The organism is Streptomyces sp. NPDC058646, from assembly GCF_042716875.1.
Lineage (GTDB): Bacteria > Actinomycetota > Actinomycetes > Streptomycetales > Streptomycetaceae > Streptomyces.
On record NZ_JBHXRK010000001.1, the window covers coordinates 541,371 to 561,093 of the forward strand.

Annotated in this window: 21 protein-coding genes and 4 pseudogenes; 18 read left to right on the forward strand and 7 right to left on the reverse strand. The window is 68.8% G+C overall.

Features of this window, described 5'->3' with window-relative positions:
• Positions 1-36: 36 nt before the first annotated feature.
• The 6 genes and pseudogenes from ACFWUZ_RS02390 to ACFWUZ_RS02415 all read left to right on the forward strand — a co-directional run bounded on the left by ACFWUZ_RS02390 (position 37) and on the right by ACFWUZ_RS02415 (position 4,271).
• Positions 37-552: a GNAT family N-acetyltransferase gene (locus ACFWUZ_RS02390; protein ID WP_384365672.1), complete on the forward strand. Its 516-nt coding sequence runs from the start codon at positions 37-39 to the stop codon at positions 550-552.
• Positions 553-648: 96 nt separating this feature from the next.
• On the forward strand, positions 649-1,170 hold the full coding sequence (locus tag ACFWUZ_RS02395; protein ID WP_384365675.1) for an NUDIX domain-containing protein: 522 nt from the start codon (positions 649-651) through the stop codon (positions 1,168-1,170).
• Positions 1,163-1,933: a GDSL-type esterase/lipase family protein gene (locus ACFWUZ_RS02400; protein ID WP_384365678.1), complete on the forward strand. Its 771-nt coding sequence runs from the start codon at positions 1,163-1,165 to the stop codon at positions 1,931-1,933. Before ACFWUZ_RS02395 ends, ACFWUZ_RS02400 begins: the two co-directional genes overlap by 8 nt.
• Positions 1,930-2,757, forward strand: a complete 828-nt coding sequence (locus tag ACFWUZ_RS02405; protein WP_384365681.1) for a hypothetical protein — start codon at positions 1,930-1,932, stop codon at positions 2,755-2,757. The genes ACFWUZ_RS02400 and ACFWUZ_RS02405 overlap by 4 nt, the downstream gene beginning before the upstream one ends.
• 101 nt (positions 2,758-2,858) lie before the next feature.
• Positions 2,859-3,272 (forward strand): annotated as a pseudogene (locus ACFWUZ_RS02410) (AAA family ATPase); the annotation flags it as partial.
• A 360-nt stretch (positions 3,273-3,632) separates the two neighbouring features.
• The gene (locus tag ACFWUZ_RS02415) at positions 3,633-4,271 is read left to right on the forward strand and encodes an HAD-IA family hydrolase (RefSeq protein WP_384366304.1); all 639 of its coding nucleotides are present in this window, start codon (positions 3,633-3,635) and stop codon (positions 4,269-4,271) included.
• Between the two features lie 136 nt (positions 4,272-4,407).
• Here the strand turns inward: ACFWUZ_RS02415 and ACFWUZ_RS02420 are convergent.
• A pseudogene (locus ACFWUZ_RS02420) lies at positions 4,408-4,554 on the reverse strand (SAM-dependent methyltransferase); the annotation flags it as partial.
• A 482-nt stretch (positions 4,555-5,036) separates the two neighbouring features.
• Here ACFWUZ_RS02420 and ACFWUZ_RS02425 point away from each other — a divergent pair.
• Entirely contained in the window at positions 5,037-5,390 is a 354-nt protein-coding gene (locus ACFWUZ_RS02425; RefSeq protein ID WP_384365684.1) for a VOC family protein, read from the forward strand.
• A 167-nt stretch (positions 5,391-5,557) separates the two neighbouring features.
• Here the strand turns inward: ACFWUZ_RS02425 and ACFWUZ_RS02430 are convergent, their stop codons facing one another.
• Entirely contained in the window at positions 5,558-5,734 is a 177-nt protein-coding gene (locus tag ACFWUZ_RS02430) for a hypothetical protein (RefSeq protein ID WP_384365687.1), read from the reverse strand.
• Between the two features lie 529 nt (positions 5,735-6,263).
• Here ACFWUZ_RS02430 and galE point away from each other — a divergent pair.
• Positions 6,264-7,259, forward strand: coding sequence for a UDP-glucose 4-epimerase GalE (galE, locus tag ACFWUZ_RS02435; protein WP_384365690.1), 996 nt, complete (start codon positions 6,264-6,266; stop codon positions 7,257-7,259).
• Positions 7,260-7,844: 585 nt separating this feature from the next.
• Positions 7,845-8,408: a hypothetical protein gene (locus ACFWUZ_RS02440; RefSeq protein WP_384365693.1), complete on the forward strand. Its 564-nt coding sequence runs from the start codon at positions 7,845-7,847 to the stop codon at positions 8,406-8,408.
• A 123-nt stretch (positions 8,409-8,531) separates the two neighbouring features.
• On the opposite strand, the pseudogene ACFWUZ_RS02445 reads toward ACFWUZ_RS02440, so the two are convergent.
• Positions 8,532-8,690: pseudogene (locus tag ACFWUZ_RS02445) on the reverse strand (transposase); the annotation flags it as partial.
• Positions 8,691-8,825: 135 nt separating this feature from the next.
• Positions 8,826-9,296: a hypothetical protein gene (locus ACFWUZ_RS02450; RefSeq protein ID WP_384365696.1), complete on the reverse strand. Its 471-nt coding sequence runs from the start codon at positions 9,294-9,296 to the stop codon at positions 8,826-8,828.
• A 61-nt stretch (positions 9,297-9,357) separates the two neighbouring features.
• Here ACFWUZ_RS02450 and ACFWUZ_RS02455 point away from each other — a divergent pair, with 61 nt between their 5' ends.
• The 9 genes from ACFWUZ_RS02455 to ACFWUZ_RS02495 all read left to right on the forward strand — a co-directional run bounded on the left by ACFWUZ_RS02455 (position 9,358) and on the right by ACFWUZ_RS02495 (position 17,189).
• Entirely contained in the window at positions 9,358-9,879 is a 522-nt protein-coding gene (locus ACFWUZ_RS02455) for a hypothetical protein (RefSeq protein WP_384365699.1), read from the forward strand.
• Positions 9,880-10,401: 522 nt separating this feature from the next.
• Complete coding sequence (locus ACFWUZ_RS02460; protein WP_373916414.1) at positions 10,402-11,598, forward strand: DUF3800 domain-containing protein; 1,197 nt, start codon at positions 10,402-10,404, stop codon at positions 11,596-11,598.
• Positions 11,599-11,862: 264 nt separating this feature from the next.
• Complete coding sequence (locus tag ACFWUZ_RS02465; RefSeq protein ID WP_373916415.1) at positions 11,863-12,813, forward strand: hypothetical protein; 951 nt, start codon at positions 11,863-11,865, stop codon at positions 12,811-12,813.
• Between the two features lie 80 nt (positions 12,814-12,893).
• Positions 12,894-13,799, forward strand: coding sequence for a hypothetical protein (locus ACFWUZ_RS02470; RefSeq protein ID WP_373916416.1), 906 nt, complete (start codon positions 12,894-12,896; stop codon positions 13,797-13,799).
• Between the two features lie 23 nt (positions 13,800-13,822).
• Positions 13,823-14,848, forward strand: coding sequence for an ImmA/IrrE family metallo-endopeptidase (locus ACFWUZ_RS02475; RefSeq protein ID WP_384365704.1), 1,026 nt, complete (start codon positions 13,823-13,825; stop codon positions 14,846-14,848).
• Between the two features lie 147 nt (positions 14,849-14,995).
• Positions 14,996-15,280: a DUF3892 domain-containing protein gene (locus tag ACFWUZ_RS02480; RefSeq protein WP_381571504.1), complete on the forward strand. Its 285-nt coding sequence runs from the start codon at positions 14,996-14,998 to the stop codon at positions 15,278-15,280.
• 106 nt (positions 15,281-15,386) lie between these two features.
• Positions 15,387-15,647, forward strand: a complete 261-nt coding sequence (locus ACFWUZ_RS02485; protein WP_384365707.1) for a multiubiquitin domain-containing protein — start codon at positions 15,387-15,389, stop codon at positions 15,645-15,647.
• Positions 15,622-16,785 (forward strand): ThiF family adenylyltransferase, encoded by a 1,164-nt coding sequence (locus ACFWUZ_RS02490; protein ID WP_384365710.1) that lies wholly within the window; start codon positions 15,622-15,624, stop codon positions 16,783-16,785. The genes ACFWUZ_RS02485 and ACFWUZ_RS02490 overlap by 26 nt, the downstream gene beginning before the upstream one ends.
• Entirely contained in the window at positions 16,782-17,189 is a 408-nt protein-coding gene (locus ACFWUZ_RS02495) for a DUF6527 family protein (protein WP_373916421.1), read from the forward strand. Before ACFWUZ_RS02490 ends, ACFWUZ_RS02495 begins: the two co-directional genes overlap by 4 nt.
• A gap of 74 nt (positions 17,190-17,263) precedes the next feature.
• On the opposite strand, the pseudogene ACFWUZ_RS02500 reads toward ACFWUZ_RS02495, so the two are convergent.
• From ACFWUZ_RS02500 to ACFWUZ_RS02510, 3 genes and pseudogenes are all read right to left on the reverse strand, one after another.
• Positions 17,264-17,521 (reverse strand): annotated as a pseudogene (locus ACFWUZ_RS02500) (dipeptidase); the annotation flags it as partial.
• A gap of 251 nt (positions 17,522-17,772) precedes the next feature.
• Positions 17,773-18,867, reverse strand: a complete 1,095-nt coding sequence (locus ACFWUZ_RS02505; protein ID WP_384365713.1) for an NUDIX domain-containing protein — start codon at positions 18,865-18,867, stop codon at positions 17,773-17,775.
• 65 nt (positions 18,868-18,932) lie between these two features.
• Positions 18,933-19,697: a PIG-L deacetylase family protein gene (locus ACFWUZ_RS02510; RefSeq protein WP_384365716.1), complete on the reverse strand. Its 765-nt coding sequence runs from the start codon at positions 19,695-19,697 to the stop codon at positions 18,933-18,935.
• Positions 19,698-19,723 lie beyond the last annotated feature (26 nt).

Consider the following 19,723-nt stretch of genomic DNA (forward strand, 5'->3'; position numbering starts at 1 on the left):
CGAGCGACAGTAGCGACGAAAGGAAGCGAGGAAACAGTGAGGCTTTCCAGCCGACGTCTTGTGATGCGAGGGCCCGAGGCGGGCGATATCGACTGGGTTACCACCGAGCTGCAGGACTTGGAGATCCAGCGGAACACCACCGTGCCGAGCCCGTACGCCAGAGCCGACGCCGAGCGGTTCGTGCACAACGCCAACACCGGGCAGCAGACCACGTTCATCATCACCGAGGGCGGCCAGGGTGCCGGAGCGATCAGCCTGCACCTGCACGACAAGAAGGCGTCGAGCATCGGCTACTGGATTGGCAAGGCAGCCCGCGGCCGCGGCATCGCCACCGAAGCCGTCACCAGAGTCTGCCGCTGGGGCTTCGAAGACCTCGGGCTGCCGATCATCACCTGGTCGGCGAACGTCGGTAACGAAGCGTCCCGGGCGGTCGCGGCCAAGGCCGGATTCCAGATAGAAGGAACCCTGAGGCTCCGCTCCATGTCCCAAGGCGCCCTGCGAGACTGCTGGGTGGGATCGCTGCTGCCGCACGAGCTGCGAGACATCCCCTGACAGACGGGCCTCAGGGAGAGTACCGGCGACCGAAATCGGCTGCCGGTCACGGAGAGGCACTGTAGCGTGACCGGCCTTGACGATCGGAGGAGAGCCATGCCCGAGAAGACCGCCGGGTCCGGCCGCACTTACACCGCTCACTACGCCGACGTCCATCTGATCGTCCGCCAGGGCGACGAAATCCTGATGGGGCGCCGCAGAAGTCAGCCGGTCTTCCCCGACATGTACCAGGTACCGGCCGGGCTGATGGAGGACCACGAACCCGCCACGATGGCGGCGGCCCGGGAGTTCACCGAGGAGACCGGCGCCACCGTCGATCTCGGCGACGTACGGTTCGTGCACCTGATGCACCACGTCTCCACTCACGCCGGGTCGCGACGGATCGCGTTCTTCTTCGAGGTCGACCGTTGGCACGGCCAGATCGGTAACCCGGAGCCGGACAAGTGCCAGGGCTGGGAGTGGCACAAGGCCACCAACCTCCCGGAGCCTATGCCTCCATACCTCGGCATCGCCCTGCAGCACATCGCCGACGGCGTCACGTACAGCGAGTACGCCTGGCCCCGCGGCGCCCAGGCCGTTGCGTCCGCGACTGCCTCCACAGGCACGACCCATGGATGAGCACGTCACCCGCGGGCGCACCGTGCGGGTCGGCTGGTTCGGGACCAGCATCATGGAACACCTGCAGGCCCACGTGGCTGCGATGTCGGACCAGACCCGGCTCCCGCTGGTCGGCGCGACGGTGACCGTGGAAGGGTGGCAACGGCGCGGCTACCCGTACCTCGTCGCGCTGGCACTCCAGGCCGACCATCCAGGCACGCTCTTCGAGCACGACAACCGGGCCCAGGGCGGAGCAACCATCCGCGACGTGCACCGAATCGTGTACGACACCGTGAAGGCCAGCGGGGCCCCGTACGACATGGCGGTCATCGGCTGCGGCATCAACGACGTGTGGCGCGCCCATCAGGCCGGCAGGGAAGCGGAGGGCGTCGGGCCGGAGGAATTCGCCGACCTGTACGCGCGGACCCTCGATGTGCTCGTCTCCGCCAGCAAGAAGGTGCTCTGCATCGGTGAGACGGCGGTGGGGGCCGGAGCCGTCGATCTGGACGCAGTGACCGAGATGAACAACACGCTGGCCGCGTACAACACGATCGCCGCGGCCGCAGCCGCAACCGCCGGGGCCCGCTACGTGGACGTGCAACAGGCGTTCCAGAACGCGGCCGAGAACCTCCCGCCCGGCCTCTCGCTGTGGACGGACGGCGTCCATCTCACCGAGCTCGGCGCCACCCTCCTCGCCCGGCACGTCCACCCCCAACTCGCGAGCCTCGTCGGAACTCATTCACAGCCAACACAGCCAGTGCCGGCAAGGAGAATCGACGGATGACCGCACGCCGCTGGAATGACCTGCCCACCTCCCTGAGGGACCGCCTTACACGCGACCTCGCGACGACCGGCGTGCCGGTCCCCGTGTCCGGCGGCTACACCTCCGGGGTCCGCGTCCGGATCGCCACCGCCCGCGGCCCGGTGTTCGTCAAGGCGATCCCCGCCGATGACCCCGCCGCCGGGATGTACCGCACCGAGATGGCAGCCGCCCAGACCCTGCCCGCCGGTATCGGCCCGGCGCTGCTCACAGCGGCCGAGTCGCACGGCTGGATCGCGCTCGCTTTCGACTACGTCACAGGCCGGCATCCCGACCTTGCCCCCGGATCACCGGACCTGCACACCCTGACCGAGACCCTGAGTCACGCACACGCAGCGCTCACCCCCTGTCCCCTTCGCTCTGCCCCGCCGCTCGTGGACAGCCCGATTTTCAGCGGCCGCCCCCTCCCCGAGGAGTACGGGCGTGGCGACACCCTGCTGCACTGCGACCTCCGCGCCGACAACCTCCTTGTCACCCCTGACGGCACCGTCACCCTCCTCGACTGGGCATGGCCCTACCGCGGCCCCGCGTGGGCAGAGTTCGCACTCCTCGTCCCGCAGCTCATCCTCACCGGTCACACCCCCGCCAACGCCGAACGATGGGCCGCTCAGGCCCCCGCCTACCGGAGCGCACCCCCTGCCGGGATCGACGCCATCGCCGAAGCCCTCACCGACTACTGGACCAGCCGTACCCACCAGGGAACACCGGAGCTCCGCGCCTACAGGACCCGAGCCGCCGAGGCAGGCCGGGCATGGGTTCAGCACCGACAGGCGAACTCGACACCGTGACCGAGGAGACCACCACGAGCGCCACCAGCAACGAGACCACGCTCGACGGAAACCACTTCCGGAACGAAGCGAGAGCCGGGAGCGCGCCGCGCTGCATCCTCATGGCGGGGCTACCCGGCTCGGGCAAGACCTACCTGGCTGAGGCCCTTGCCCGGGCCGGGCTGGTGAGGCTGTGTACGGATGAGGAGATGCACCGACGGTACGGAATCTACGGTGTGGACTACCCGCGCGGGACCTTCACCGCTCGCGAGCGGCCAGTGCTCGAGGAGATCCGATCCCGGGTGGGCGCCCTGTTGGGGTCAGGCCATGACGTTGTTCTCGACCACGGCCTGTGGACCCGGGCCGAGCGGCAGGGATGGCGGCAGACCGTCACCGCGTCGTTCGGCGTGCCGCTGATGCTGCACCTGCCCGCCACACATGCGCAGCTGTGGGCCCGGGTCAGGGAGCGGAACGTGAAGGGAGGCCCGGCTGATATCCGGTTCGAAGAACACGACCTCGAACGGTTCGCCGCACGGTTCGAGCCCCCTGGACCAGACGAAGACGCCATCACGTACGAAGGTGACCCGGCCTTGGTGCTCGCGCTCCTCGGAAACGGCAGGCCGGGCCACCGAACACAACCCCGCCCAGACCCTCGACACCACCCGCAGAAGCTAATGCGCGCACCGACAGCTCCGCCCCCTGTCGGGCGACCAGCCTCGGGAGCAGGGCCCCCGGGGGAAACGAATGAGCCGGTCCAGCGTCGACGGGGAGAATTGACTCATGCCGGGGAGCGGGAGCGGCTGCTCGGCGAGCGCGGGGCCTCCTCAAACGCTCCGCGTGTCTGGGTGCGCGGTAGCGTCCCCTGTGAGACCAATCGCGGAAGGGACGGTTACCGGATGCCGCACAGCACTGACAGCGCGAACGGGCGTGAACAGCTCGGCCTGGTCATCGACTTCGCAGGAGTGCTCACAGCCAACCCTCTCGCTGTCCACCGCGCATGGTGCGTATCCGAAGGACTGGCCCCGGAGGCGTGGCGCAGCACCCTCAACGACCACCCGGACGGTCGGCGTCTGTACGCGGCCCTGGAGGTCGGGGAGATAGGGCAGGCGGAGTGGAACGAGGGCACTGCCGCTCTGCTGGGTGCGCACGTTGACCCGGTGAACCTGATGGGCCGGGCGTGGGCCGGGGTGCCGGCGGCTCGTCGGATGGCTGCCCTCGCCCGTGCGGCACGGGCGGCTGGTCATCGGGTCGCCCTGTTGTCCAACAGCTTCGGCCTGGACCCGTTCAACCCGTACGAGCACGTCGGAATCTGGGATCTGTTCGATGTGCACGTCGTCTCCGAGCTGGTCGGCATGGCCAAGCCTGATCCGGCGATCTACCGGCTGACCCTGGACCGCATCGGCCTGCCCGCTGAGCGGTGCGTGTTCGTGGACGATCACGTGGTGAACCTGCCGCCGGCCGCAGAGCTGGGGATCACCATTGTCCACGCCACCGGTGAGGACGAGACCGTTGCGGAGCTGGAGGCCCTTCTGTGAGTCAGCGCGGTCCTCGCCGCTTGACCTCGGCCTCTGGCTGGTGGCGGCCTCCTCGCCCGTTTGGAAGCGACAGGTCCTGGGTGAATTCCGGTCGGCCTGGTCGCGGAAGCCGTCGCCACAGCTCAAGGATGCTGTTCTATGCGTGCGCTGTTCGGCAGACGAGGATTCCGCCGAGGCGGGTGACCCGGAACGCGCCCTCCGCCCGGATGGCTTCGTCCACCCGTTGGTGGGCCCGTTCGATCGTCTCCTTGGACGGGACGCCCATCTGGTCGGCCCACGCCGGGCAGCCCGAGATCGCCGAAACCACGGCCCGCTGGCACACCAGAACCGACCTCGATGCCCCATCCCCGGACTGGATCCCCATCCCGACGACTGGCGCCGACTCCTCCAGCTCGTCACAGACGCCCACGGACCCGGCCGCGTACCGCTCGGCCACCTGGACCTCAAGCCGGAACACATCCGCCGCCGCGCCGACGGGCACCTCGCCCTCATCGACGCAGAAACCCTCCGCGCGGACATCACCGGGCCGCCCGATCTGATCACCCTTGCCCACATGGCGGACCAGCAAGGAAACCCGTCTCCGCGCTGGGTACGCCACGCCTACCTGCACCACGTACGCGAACTCGGCGCCCAGTGGAACGATCACGACTCCATACGCGCCCTGGCAGCGTTCGCCGCTGCCACCGCCCTCCGTTCCCTGCACGGTGCCCACGAGTGACCACCCCGGCGGTACCGTGCCACTTCCCGACGCAAGGAGAATCCCAAGTGCGCGGTATCCGCACCGTCATGGTCTTCGTCGACGATCCCGAAGCCGCCGCCCGCTGGTGGGGCGACATCTTCGAAGCCGAGGTCAAGCTCGATATCAACGGCAATGCTGTCTACGCCTGGCTCGACCTCGATGGGCTCGAGTTCGGCTTCCACCAGGCGTCTCCCAAAGCCAACGCCCACGGGCGAAGCACCGTCCCGTACTGGTCCGTCGAGGCCCTCGAAACCGAACGCAAGCGCCTCCTTGAAGCGGGCTGCACCCATCACCGCGGCCCCCTCGATGTGGAGCCCGGCCGGCGCATCTGCCAGCTCATCGACCCGTTCGGCACTGTCTTCGGACTCGACGGGCCCTGACTCCTCGGAGCCCCCAATGCGCCACTGGCCCCTCACCGGCCTCCAGCTCACCACCGCCGAACTCGTCCTGCGCCTCCCCTCGGACGAGCTCGACGCCCTAGCCCAAGTGGCCGCCGACGGAGTCGTCCCCGACGACGCCGTGTACTTCCCGCAGCCCTGGCCCTCCGCTACGCTTCGTACGTGGCGTTGCCCTTGCTTTCCACCCCGTTGCACGGGATGCAGATCGGGGCGAGGTTGTGGGGGTCGTGGATGTCGAAGTCGATCGGCAGACTGTACGAGCTCCAGAGTTCGTGCAAGCGGAGCTCGCTGACGTCCTGGGGGATGATGTGGTCGATCTGGGTCACGTTGAGCTCCACCGGCTTGCTGCACCAGTAGCACTTCGAACCCCAGGCTTCCCACAACGCTAGCCGCAGGACCCTGTTGGCGCCCCCCTTCCTGTAGCGGACACTGCCAACTGCCCTGCGAACCATGGTGTTCCCCCGGCCTCTTGTTGCCAATGTGACCGTTGTACCGCAGGACATGAGGATGCGATGAACACACCGCTGCAGCCCGGCGGCCGTGGCGGGCAGTCGGGACGGGGCAAGCAGCCGGGTAGGGGGCCCGGGTCCGATGCCCCGAGAGCCCAGCGGGTTCGAGCGCGGTCGAGGACCGCCTCCGGGCGCTGGGCCCGGTCGTCGGCCGGGTCCGTCGCCTGCGATGGCGTCTTCCTCGGCATTTGTCAACACGGGTGCTGTTTTGCCGGCTGTGCTGCGTTGTCACAGCCGGCAAGGGCGTCGGGGCGCGGTGGGAAGCCACACTCCCATGCCCGGTTTCTCCGCTAGCCTGCGGCCGGTCGCCTACTGGGTCTGGAACCAGGCCGGGAAGAGAATCGCCATGTCTGTCCTCATCGCCGGGGGAGCCGGTTACATCGGAAGCACCGTAGCCTCAGCGTGTCTGGAAGCGGGCATCACCCCGGTGATCCTCGACAACCTTGTTCGGGGCCGCGCCGAGTTTACCGATGGGCGGACCTTCTACGAGGGCGACATCTCGGACGGTGCGCTGATCGACCGGATCTTCGCGGAGCACCCGGGCATCTCCGCCGTGGTGCACTGTGCGGCGCTGATCGTCGTGCCGGAGTCTGTCGCGGACCCGATCGGCTACTACACGGCGAACGTCAGCAAGAGCCTGGCCTTCATCAGCCATCTGCACCGCAACGGCTGCGACCGCATCATCTTCAGCTCCTCGGCCTCCATCTATCAGGCCGAGGACGGCTCGCCCGTCAACGAGGACTCGCCGCTGGCGCCGCAGAGCCCCTACGCGCGGACCAAGGCCGTGTGCGAGGAGATGTTCGCCGACATCGCCGCAGCCGGGAAGATGCGGGTGCTGTCGCTGCGGTACTTCAACCCGGTCGGGGCCGACCCCGAGCTGCGGACCGGCCTTCAGCTCAAGCGGCCTAGCCACGCCTTGGGCGTGCTCATCCAGGCACACCAGGAAGGCCGGCCGTTCCCGATCACCGGCACGAACTATCCGACGCGCGACGGCACGGGCATCCGCGACTACGTGCACGTCTGGGACCTCGCCGCTGCACACGTCGCAGCGATCGAGCGCTTCGACTCCATCCTCACGGAGTCGAAGCGCTCGATCGCGATCAACCTGGGCTCCGGCTCCGGCACCACCGTGAGGGAGCTGTGCGACGCGTTCAACAACGTCGTCAGCACGCCCCTGGCCACCGTCGACACCGATCCACGCCCCGGTGACGTCGCTGGCGGCTACACCAAGAGCGACCGGGCGGCCGAGCTGCTGGGGTGGAGGCCAAAGCTGTCCCTGGAGGAGGGCATCCGGTCAGCCCTGGACTGGATCCCGGTACGCGACGAGATGCTGAACGACTGAGTCCCTCTCGCTTTCACCCCTTCAGGTGGACCTGGCGTCAGCGCATGCCGGCTTCGAGGGAGGCGGCCGGGCCCGACCTCCTGGCCATCGCCGAGGGCCACGAGCACCCCTGCGCCCCCGCCGGCTGGTACCCGGGAAGAACGTGCAGGTCGGGTCGTGGCTGCGGCTGAGCATGTTCCCCGCAGACCGGCAGCGACGTCTGCGGGCCGAGTTGGAGGCCGCCGGGCCGCCCGAGGGGACGTAGGAGCGATCGGCGAACCATCCGTGCCGGATGTCCTGAGGTGGAGTTTGGCCGAATGTCCGCGAAATCCGGCGGGTGGTGGCATCGGCAGGGAGGGCAGCGGGAAGCGCTGGCCCGACAGCAGTCACCTTGCTGCCAGTCCTCGGAGCGTAGCCAGCGTCAGCGCCTGACGCCTGCGGGCACTGCCGACCACGAAGGAGAGCGCTCCCTCCGATCTGAGGCTTGGTGCATTGTGGCAAAGGAAGTCCCTGTTCGATGAGCAGGGGCTTCTTCGTGTGCGGGGAATGATCGCGGAGGGGTAGGGGCAGGCAGCGAACGGCTTGTTGTGGATCGAGGAGGGTGCGATGCCGTCGGTGCTGGGGTTGATGGAACAGCGTGAGGCTCGGGCGAGGCAGGGTCTGGAGTCCTGGACGAAGGTTCTGGAGCAGGCTCAGGCGGAGGTGGATGCAGCGAGGGAGCGGGTCGAGCGGGCTCGGGTGGGGCGTGGGGAGGGCGTATCGGTGCTGGCCGAGGAGCGCCCGGTTGATATGCCGGTTTCCGTGCCGTCTGGTGGTGAGATGGCTGCCGTGGGAGCGAGCGGCTCGAATGTGGGGCCTGGCGTGCGGCCGCCGGTGTGGCGGTCGGGCATGGGTGAGGAGGTGCTCAGCGGCCTGTATCGGGAGGTGTTCGCCGCGGTGGTGGCTGCTTCGGGGCCGGTGAACGGGGTGGGGCTGACGCGGGCGGTGGGCCGGGAAGCGGAGATCAAGAACGATGTGGAGAAGATCCGTCACCGTGCCTATGAGCTGGAGAAGCGGGGCTGGCTGGCGCGGGCGAAGGACGGACGGTTCATGCCCGCGCCCGCAGCAGTCGGCCGAGGCGCTTCTCCGGCCAGTGCGGAGCATCCCCGGCCAGACGCCGGGACAGCCTGATCACGGCGGCCCACCACACCATCTGGGCGTGGTGGTCGAGGCGGGGTTCGTGGTCGCGGTTGAGGCGGCGTGAGGGGGCCAGCCAGCGTGCGCTCTACCACCCACCTGCGGGCCAGTACGACAGACGCCGGCCTTGGTCCAGTCCTGCAGCCGGCGCCAGGCCGTGACTCCGGAGCAGCCCACGGTCTCGGCCGGGACGTCGCGCCAGGCAACGCCGGTCCGCAGGACGTACACGATGCCCGTGGGAGCCGCTCGGTCCGGAACGCGAAGCCGCCCGGGATACGAATCTGTAGGACGGACGCCAAGGGTTCAAGGAACTTGTCACGACGTGTCCGGCAGCCTTGAACCGTCTGGCGCGGCCGATCGCGACGCCGCCCTGCCCATAAGGCTCGCCAACTGGTCTAGGGTCGGCCCGTGTCACAGACCGACGATCAGGACGTTCAGAACGAGGTACCAGGGTTCCTCTACCAGTGGGACCGCGACCAGGCGCTCACCCAGGACCGATGCTTCCTGTGCGGGGTCGACCTTGCCGGAGGCCGGACCGACGAGCATGTCTTCCCCCAGTGGCTGCTGCGGCGGTGCGACCTGTGGAACGAGAAGATCACACTGCTCAACGGCACCCTGATGCCGTACAAGCAGATGAAAATTCCCTGCTGCAGCACCTGCAACAACGAACACTTGTCCCGCATCGAACAAGCCGTGGGCGACGCCTTCGCCGAGGGCCCCGAAGCGGTTGCGGCCCTGGACGCCACCACCCTGTTCTTGTGGATGGGCAAGATCTACTACGGCCTCATGTTCCGGGAACTGTCGCTCCTCGCTGACCGGCGTGACCCGCAGGGCGGCTCCATCGTCTCGCCCGAATTCCTGACCACCTTCCGCATGCACCAACCTGCTGTTGCAGGCGGCTCGCGGCGCCGTACGCTGGCAAAAAAATCAGCATCCGGCCTCCGTGTTCGTTTTCCAGGCGCAGGAGCCCACCGACCCGCGCCACCGCTTCGACTACGTGGACATCATCAACTTCCCGTTCTTCGCCATCAGAGTCGGGGCGACCGCCGTCGTCGCCGTGCTCCAGGACTGGGGCGCGCTCGCCCAGGCTGTGACCGTTCCAGCTTTCGAGGCGGCCCGACAACTCGTGCTCCACCCACAGCAGTTCCGTGAGGTGGCTGCCCTGGCTGCCTACATGACTACTCTGTTCAACCGCGTCCCCAAGCACCTTCTGTATGCAGGTGAGAACCACGTCGATGTCATGACGCTGCCCCTCCAGGGCATGTCCACCAAGTTCGTCTTCGATCCCTTCGATGTGGGCGACTACGCACAGGTTCTGGCCCATGTCACGGGTCATCCCCTCGAGGAGCTGTATGACGGACGCAACATCGTCACCCTCCTGCGGGACGGGGACAACCAGCCGTGGGCCGTTCCATGGCCTGCCGACGAACGCCAGTACCCCCACATCCGGTTCATGCAGCGCTGACCTGCACAGCAATTCCCGCAGGCCGACAGGAGCAGCTCACGGCATACGGCCTGCACCCGAGCCCCAAACCGCGGTCTGCATCGGGAGCGTCGACGTCGTGCCGGCGATGCCGGCGCAGGCAAGGGAACGGATCTCGCCGGCGGCGCGGAGGTGGTCTGCCCGGCGGCGGAGCGAGGAGGGCACGGTGGGTCCTTCGGCGCTGTCCGGCCGGCTGGAGCACCACATGATGCGGATCAAGAACGATCATGAAGGGCGAAGCGGGTGCGCCGCACCTTCTGCCGGCGCCACGGAGCATCCGGGATGTCTCCTGCACCCGGTCCGGTCCTCCACGGACTGGTACACCGACGCTACAACTGCGCGGCGCACCCCTCGTCTGCGATACGCACCGTCATCCCTGCCCGGCTGCGAGAAAGAGGCTTCACCGGCATGCTCGTCATGCCTGCAGCGCAGCAGCAGGCACGGGAGTCGGGTGGAGCGGTCGGGCAGCTTGTCGGTGTGGCGTCGTGCGCCGAGGATGGCGGGATGATCGAACGTGACCATGCGCCGAACGCCGGGACGGGACTGCTCGGAGCGAACTTCAGTCGTCGCAGCCGTCTGGAACCGACCGACGACCGGGCCGGGGCCGGGCGGTGGATCGCCATCGACGAGTCCGGCTACCACGGCGATCAGCTGCACGGCGGCGACCGCTACATGATCCTGGGCTCGGTGGCCATTGATGACGCCGATGCTGCCGCCATCGTGGACACCCTGCGTGTCGAAGCAGGGATCCAGAAGTCCGCGACAGAGCTGAAGTTCCAGAAGATGTTCGCCGGCCCGGCTGCGGGCCGGCGCCGTCACCTCCTGGGCGACCTGCTGGCACCCGGTGGTCCGCTCCATGACCGCGCCTCGGTATACGCGATCGACAAGCACTACTTCGTCGGGGCCAAACTTGTCGACCTCCTGCTGGAGGAGCGGTTCAACGCCATGGGCATCGACATCGTCATGAACGGCGTCGCCAGGCAGTTCGCCCTGGACCTGGCCACCGAAGGCCCCCGGGCGATGGGCCGCGACGGCTTCGACCGACTCATCGCCACCGCCGTGGGCTTCTTCTCCAAGAGGAACCGTACGGGCGACCATGTCACCGTCGACGAGCTCTTCACCGTCATCCAGCAGTGCCACGCCTACGCCCGCCGCCGTAAAGCCCCGCAGGCGAAGAAGGCGACAGCGGTCCTGGAGATGCTGCGAGAAACCCGCCGCGAAGCCGAAGCCTTCGCCCGTGAACGTCCGGCCAACGCCACTCCGACCGGAGAGCTCGGGCTGCTCGACGACTCCACCGATCCGCTCGTCACCGCCGTGCCGACGGTCATCCTCCACGCCTCGATCCGACACGGCGGTAAGCTCCAGGTCCTCGCGGACGACCAACGGCTGCTGACCGACGACAAACTCGACGTCCTGGAACGTGGGGCGACAGCCGTGGGTCTGGTGCAAGGCCTGATCAAGCAGAGCCACCTTCAGAGCCTGGTCCGCGGCCGTTCGGTGGACCACCCCTCCCTCCAGCTCGCCGACCTGGTGGCAGGCGCCGGCCGGGCGGTTGCGCGATGGCACGACGGCCAGGACGACCCCGCCGGACAAGACCTCCACCCCATGGTGGCGCCACTAGTCGATCCCGGCGGTCTGCTCATGGATGAGAAGCCCGACGATTTCGCGCGAGTCGACACCGCCCGCGCGAAGCGCCGCTGAACGCCGTGCGCTGCCGCAGAGTCACCTGCGGCTCGAGCACCGGATCGGACGCTGCCCGCCCGAGGTGCTGTGCCGTCGCTACCGCTGCCCCTGCCGCCGCGCAGAGAGCTGATGCCCCGTGCCCGGCCAGCAGTCGACGAGCCCTTCCGCACGGCAAGTGGAATATGCGCGTGTCGCATGCGAGGGAGGTGGATGCTCGTGTAAGCAGGCGTGAGACCCCGCGGCCGTAGACGTCCGGCGGGGGCAGGGATCGGGGTGGGGCTCGTGACAGAAAGCGCGTACGAGGAGCTACAGACCGGCCGGTTGGGGCCGGCCACGTTCGAACTGCTGCGGAGGCTGGTTCACCAGGTCCGCCGTGGCACCGGTTTTCCGCCCCCGGAGGGGCACACGGTGTGGAGCGATGACGCGGCTTACGACGTGATTAGCGCGATGTTGTCCCAGGAAGGAGCGGGACAACGGTTCGTGACCGTCTGCTTCACCCAGGCCGCCGACCAAGCCTCTCTGGAACGACTGTTTCTCACATCGATCAAGAACTTCCTCATCGACGAGGCGAAGAAGACACCGCGAGGCAAGCTTCGGCGCCGTATCGCCCGGCTGATGGGCGAGGACGCGGCCTACCGCAAGCTCAAGGGTTCCCCGCCGCGCTGGGCACTGGCCGACCACGCCGAAGGAGCCGTATGGCAGGGAGATCTTGACGATCTCATCGCCCAGGCCGCACAGGTGAAAGGCGTCGGCATCACCCGCTGGAACCACTCCGGCCCCACACCCCAGCAGACCGTGCACGCCCTGATGGCCATCCTGCTGTCCGTGCTGCAGTGCGCACAGGGAGCGGTACGGGAGGAAGACCTCGCCAAGGTTCTCGAGGCCCGGTTCGGGCTTCTGGCACCGGCCCGCATGACCCCTCTGTTCGCCGACGAAGGGACCGTGGCCGCCATCGTCGAGCAGCATGCAGCCACCACCGCACCGGACCCGACCGGGGTCGAAGGGGTTGCCGAGGACATCTGGCAGCGTCTCTCACCCAACGAGCGTCTGCTGCTTCCCTACCTCGACAAGGACGCCCACCACGCGGCGCAACTACTGGAGATCCGGCAAGGCCATGCGGCGCTTGTCCTGTCCAACCTCAAGACAATGCTCCGTGATGCCATCTCCGCTGACAGTGCCCCCCAGGTCGTCATGGCTGCCCTGTTGCGGCGCTGCAGCGAGGCTGCGTCGTGAACAGCCCCAGTTACGTCGTCTTGACCCAGTGAGAAGAGAATGCGCTGATGGACCACAGCCGAGGAGACGGGGGAGACGGCATGAGCTCTGTCCACACCACTGCCTACCAGAGGCTTCTAGCCGCCGCAGCGAGCCTGAAAGTACCCGACGCCGTCCACCGAGTGGCCACCGCAGCACCCCAGGACCCCCGCCCCGGCCAAATCTGGCGCGCGATGTGGGAGGACACCATCCAGCTGCTGCTGATCACCACGGCCGGTGACGACGACACCGCGCGCGTCGTGCCGGCCTCATTCGAGCGGTACGCCGACGCCGACACCCTGCTTCTGCCCGCCCAGGCGACCACCCTGGAGCAGCCGCTGGCCCTGTGGTGGGGCCTGGAGACCACCGTGCCGTGGTGTGTGCTGGACCGGCAGGTCAGCGAGCTGACAAGCCGCCCCGACAACCTGACCTCCCGTGCGCTCGCCGACACAGTGACCGGCGCCCAGTGGGGAAGCTGTACCGTCTTGTCCTCAGCGGCAGACGAGTACCGCGCCGTTCTCACCGGCCACTTTGAGGTCCTCGGCTCCGCATGGTGGGCCCCGCAAGGATCGGGAGGTCTCTCCGAGCTCCTTGGTGAGCACGGAATCACCGTCAAGCAGCTCGCGGCCGAACTGAAACTGCCACCCCCTCTGGCGCTGGACGTGTGGCGGGGCCAGCAGCCCCTCACCGCCGAACAGGCCGCCACGCTCGCCGCACTCCTCGGCCAGCCCGCAGCCCGCTTCCTCGACGCCAACCCCGCCCTGCCACCCGCCGTCGTCCACGAACTCAACCGGCCTCTGCGGCGCAGCCAGGTCAAGAAGCTCTCCGCCCAGTACGACGAGACCGAACACGCCGCCCGTCTGCGCGCCGCCTATGGCGTCTACACGCTCGCGGCACGCGACGACAACCGCACCCAGCCGAACTGGACCGCACGCACCGACCGCTACTTCGAACTCCTCCTGGACTAATAGAGAAGAGGGGGTACCCACGAGTGGTCAACTACGTGCTCGCCGGCGCCGCCCGCACCCAGGCCGCCGCCATGATCACAGAACTCGAAACGGCCCGCCCCGGCGCCGTCGAACTCCTGGCACAAGGCGCCCTCGCGGAACTGCGGACCTGGCCCGAGCTCACCGTCAAAGACGTCCCCGAGAACGAGGCGGCCCAAGGCTGCAGCGTCGCCGGCGCGTACGACTACGGCCCCCCACCCCGCCTGTCCGTCGCCACCTCCAACAGCCACGCACGGCGGGAGTTCACCGCCCTGCACGAACTCGGTCACCACCTGCAGAAGAACAGCTTCGACCTCATGGAGCCCTTCAGCAAGGAAGCCGACCGCGGCGTCCTCCTCGAAGACGCCGCCTGCGACGCGTTCGCCGCCCAGATCCTGCTCCCTGCACACCTCGTCGACCAGCACCTGGACGCCAAAGGGCCCACCGCCTCAGCGATCACCCTCCTGTGGGAGACGAGCAACGCCTCCCGCATGGCCGTCTGCGTACGAGCAGCCCAGCGCCTCCCCGCCCCCGGTCACGTTCTCCTCCTCGACTCCGTCGGACACCTCGCTTTCGCCGCCTCCCACGGTCTGCCGCCCCTGCGGCGCGGCAGCTTCCAAGGCGACATCCCCGTGGTCGACCGCGCCCTGGCCGGCCCCGGCCGCGTACAAGGACGGACCCAGGTCCGCTACCGCGACGGCATCCTCGGACGCGAACTGCACACCGATACCGCTCCCATGGACGGCTACATCGTCGCCGTCCTCGTTACCGACTCCGCCCCCTGGCGCGCCTTCACCCCGCCCACCACCGACACCGGCCCCCGGTCGCGCGACTACATCTGCGCGAACTGCGACGAGAACTACCGCTCCTTCGAACCCGCCTGCCTGCGCTGCCGCGTCCCTCACTGCCCCGAATGCGGCCGCTGCGCCTGCCCGCCCCGCACCCCCGGCCGTTCCTGCCCCGGCTGCTTCCTCGAGCACCCGCCCGCGATGTTTGCCCCGGACAGCGACCGCTGCCTCGACTGCTCCTGACACCCCGCCGGCCCCGCCAGCCACACGCGTCTTCCTACCCGCGAGTTACGTCGTCTGTCCCAGGCGAAGCACCCCACCCGGGGTGCTCACGGAACCCGGGCGCCGGCCGCGGGGACCCGTAGGAACGTCGCCGGCAGGAACAGCAACATGGCTATCCAGATCACCGCAGTGCGCCTGACGGTCGGCGGAACCGCGCACGAGCACATCACCCACCTGTGGTGGACCGAGCAGGCGACTGGCAAGACCGGCGACAACACCCGGGCCGAGATCGTCCACTGGATCGAGAACAAGGCCGGCAAGGCCTACACCAGTGACGCAGCTGGCCGCAGCACGGAAGTGCTCGTGGTGACGCCCACCCGGGGCGAGAAGTACCTGCGGACCCACGCCGACGGCGTATGGACCAACAACCTTCTCGCCCTCCCCAGGCGCTGACCCGCCACAACCCCCCCGGGCACTCGGCGCGCCACCCCCGCAGCGGCGCGCCGGATACCCCGGCATCCACAGTCCGAACACGCGCTCCCCACTTCAGGAGGACCCCATGTCCCACGACACTCACGGGCCTAAGCCCGTCACGATCATCGTCAACGCCCGCCCCCACATCTGGGAGGCGAAGGAGATCACCTATGAGCAGGTCGTCGACCTCGCCTACCCCGGCCAGCCGCCGAACGACCAGGACACCTACACCGTCCGCTACAGCCGCGGACACGACGGCCACGGAACAGGCAGCCTCACCACCGGCCACAGCGTCCGAGTGAAGGAGGGAATGGTCTTCGATGTCTACCGCACTTCTCGCTCGTGACCCCGACCTGTCCCGCCTCATCGACGACGGCTACGCCATCACCGTCCACGCCGGCCACATCATCGTCCGGATCCCGTACGTCACCGAGAACCGCACTGTCGAGCACGGCTTCCTCGCCCACCCGATCACCGTCAGCGGAGACCGCCTCGTCTCCGGCACCGACCACCGCATCTGGTTCGGCGGCTCCACCCCCTGCACCGAGCACGGCCACCCCCTGCCCCTGGCCACCCCCGAGAGCCGGGTGATAGCCGAGGGCATGCAGGCGAACTTCATGCTCTCCAGCAAGCCCCCGGACGGCTACCCCGACCAGTACACGAAGATCACCGCGTACACGCGGATCATCGCCGACCACGCCCACGCCCTCGACCCCTCAGCCACGCCCACCCCCGGCGCCGCGTGGCAGGAGATCGACGACGACAGCCCCTTCGCCTATCGCGACACCGCCACCTCCCGCGCCGGCATCACCGCTATCAACCGCCGCTTCCGGGGCCACCGGATCGTGATCGTCGGCCTCGGCGGCAGCGGCAGCTACATCCTCGACCAGGTCGCCAAGACCGAGGTCGACTCGATCCTCCTCATCGACGGCGACACTTTCGACAACCACAACGCCTTCCGCGCACCCGGCGCCCCCACCCTCGACACCCTCCGCACCCGCCCACCCAAGGCGACCCACTTCGCCTCGATCTACGCCAACATGCACCAGGGCGTGACCGCCTGCGCGCAGTACCTCGACGAGGACAACCTCGACCTCCTCACCGGGGCGACGTTCGTGTTCCTCGCCTCTGACGACGCCGTCAGCAAGCCGGCCATCATCGACTGGCTCGAAGCCCACGACGTGCCGTTCATCGACGTCGGCATGGGCATCGAAGAGATCGACGGCCGCCTCAGCGGACTGCTCCGCATCACCACCAGCCTCCCCGGCCGCCGAGACACGCCCCGCGAGCGCATCCCCCGGCCAGCACCCGAACGCGACGCCTACGCAAGCAACATCCAGACCGCGGACCTCAACGCGCTCAACGCCGTCCTGGCCGTCATCCGATGGAAACGCTCCCTCGGCATCTACGCCGACGCCACCGACGAGGCCCACACCACGTACTCACTGATCACCAACGAGATCGCCAACGAGGACCTCCCGTGACCCCGCTAGACACCCTGCGCCCGGTCTTCACCGAGACCTTCCCCCAGGCCATGGACGCAGGAGTGCTCTATATCTCGATCCCGTACCGCACCTGCGGCCACCTGTGCTGCTGCGGATGCGGGTACGAAGTCGTCACACCGCTCTCCCCGGCCCAATGGTCCCTCACCTACGACGGCGAGAACGCCTCTCTCACCCCCTCGATCGGCAACTGGTCCCTCCCGTGCCAGTCTCACTACTGGATCCGTGACGGCCGCGTCCGCTGGGCCCGCCGCTACTCGCCGGCGGAAATCGACCAGAACCGGAACCGGGACGGTCGCCTGCTGGCCGTCCACGACACCAGAGATCCCCAGCCGAAACGACGGGGAGGGATTGGCCGCCGTCTCCGGTTCTGGCACCGTCCGTAGACTGACGTGCGAGCCCCCCACCGCAATGCCGACCGTGCGCGCGGCCATCCAGGGCGCCCGCTCACCGACAGCCAGTACCGGCTGGCGGCCTCGTGTACCCGGTCCTGTGTCCAGGCCTGGTTGGTCGTGCGCAGCTCGTCCGCGTACTCCTCGAAGTAGCGCCGTTGCAGGTCAGGCGGGCGGTAGCCCTCGATGAACAGCAGGCGCAGGCCGGCGGGCAGGAGCGACTGGGCGTGAAGGAGCCGGTTGAGAACTCCCTGGCGGAGATGAGCGAAGGCGCCCGCCGGGTCGGACCTTCGGTCGTCGACCAGCAGGTTCCCGCGGACGTCGACAGGATGAGTGGACCGACGGCATCTCGCGGGTTCGTGTTCAACAGGGCTCCTTGATTCGTCGGCAGCGTGCGGACCCGCACGCCTCGTGGGGCGTGTCTCCTCGCCCGGCGGGGCGGTGGTGCTGTCGGCCGCGCCGGCCGGAAACGGTGCCCCGATGGGATCGTCTCTTGCTGAGCGGCTGGTCGGCCGAGGGAACGGCGTCGGACATGGCGTTCCTCGATTCGGCTGGCTTCGCTTCGGGCGGTGCTGAGCTACCAGGTGGTGGGGACGCTGAGTTCGGTGACAGGCTGGCGACCGGCCTGGGGAATGCCGAGGAGGACGCGGGCCTGGTGGACCGCATGGAGCTGCTCGGCCGCGGATGGCCCCCAGTCGAAGAGTTCCAGGGCCTGCTCCGGGGTGGCCAGGATCCGGACGTAGATACGGCCGGTGGCCGGATCGACAGTGGCCGGGCCGAGGCTCATGAGGGCGGCGGCGTAGCGGACGCGCGCACAGGGTTCGTCGGGGTCGGACAGGTACCCGAGATACCGGGTGCCGGCCAGCTCGGCGGCGGCTTCCTCGCGGGCTTTACGGATCAACGTGGTCTCGGGGTCGGCGTGGTCCGCGGGTTCCGGAGTGCCGCCGGGCAGGCAGGCCGCGCCGGTGTCGGGTTCGAGGAGCACCAAGACACGCCCGTCCGGGGCGAAGGTCCACGGCCAGGACTGGCGGACCGTGAGGCCTTCGGGGACGGGGCCGGGGTGGAAGGGGAAGTGGTGACAGGCTCGGGCGGTGCGCAGGACGCCGACCCGGTCAAGGACGGTGGGGTCGATCGGGAGCCCGTCCTGAAGGAACGCGGGACCGGCCGCGTTGATGCGGGCGCGGAGCGCGGACAGGGCGCGGCGGGCGTCGCCCGGAGACATCAGAGCGGGCAGGTCAGCGGGTTCGACGAACTCGACGGCCTCGATCTCGCCCGGTGCGGGCCGGATCGCCGCGATCTGGTCCTCGTCCCAGACGCCGCCGTCGAAGACGTGCAGGAGCTCGCCGGGGAACTTCACGGCGGGGGACGCTGTGCGGCCGGCGGGGGAGACCCAGTCGACAGCCAGCCCGCGGGTGACGGTCGCCGTGACGCCGAGTTCCTCCTTCAGTTCGCGGGCAGCGCCCTGGGCGGGGGACTCGCCTTTGTCGACGGCGCCGCCGGTCAGCAGGCGGGTGGGCCGGTAGGTGACGCGCTGGATCAGGACCTGCCCTCGCTGGTTGGTGATCAGCACGGAAGTTCCGGCCCACAGGGCGGCCGAGGCGCGCAGCGCCCCGTACGCATCCTCGGTCATCGCCACACTGGGAAGTTCGTCGGGCGCAGAAGTCGTAGTCATCTCTCTCCGATCGGTGAGTGCTTGCTCGTGGGCGGTGAAGGGGTGGCTGGCACGGGGCCGGGGCGTCAGGTGATCAACTGGGCTGGGTCGCCCTTCGTGGGGCCGGGGGTGAGGCGGGTGAAGTGCTCGGTCTGGATGATCTGGTTGCGGTCGGCTTCGGGAAGGCGGGCAAGGATGCCGGGCAGGGGCCGTTCGCGCGCGACCTCGCTGCGGTGCGCGAGGATCGCGGCCCACTTCTGCTCGAGCCAGCCGCTCACGTCGACCGTCGCGGTGATGTGCTCGTCCGGGACGCTCAGTACCTTCTTCCCCACGCGTGCCAGCAGCGGGCCCAGCTGGCCCACCCCTGAGTGCGGGTGCGTGGCCGCGTACAGGGCCTCGGGCTGCCACGGGGCTCCGGCATCCGGGTAGCGGTGTTCGAGGCCTGCGGCGTGGAACGCGAGGACGGTGGCCTGATGAGTGCGGATGTGATCGGGATGACCGGTCAGCTGGCCGTAGGCGTCGTGGGTGACAATGAGTTGAGGCTGCACAGCGCGGATGTGCTCGACGATGCGCCCCACCACCTCATCCAGTGGGGCGTCGCACAGCCGGGGCCGGCCGGGCGCGGAGTCGGGGATGCGGGCGTCTGCGAAGCCGAGCATCCGTGGCTTCCCGGCCTCCAGGATGGCCAGGGCGTCAGCGAGTTCGCCGGCCCGGTGGCTGTCGGGGGCCCAGGTGGCGGTGACCACGGCGGTCGCCGCGTTCGCGGCGGCGTGCTGCGCGAGGACTCCGCCGGCCAGGAGGGACTCGTCGTCGGGGTGGGCGAAGACGGCGAGCAGGTTCGGTAGCGGCACAAGGTTCTCCCAGTTCAGTGGCGGGG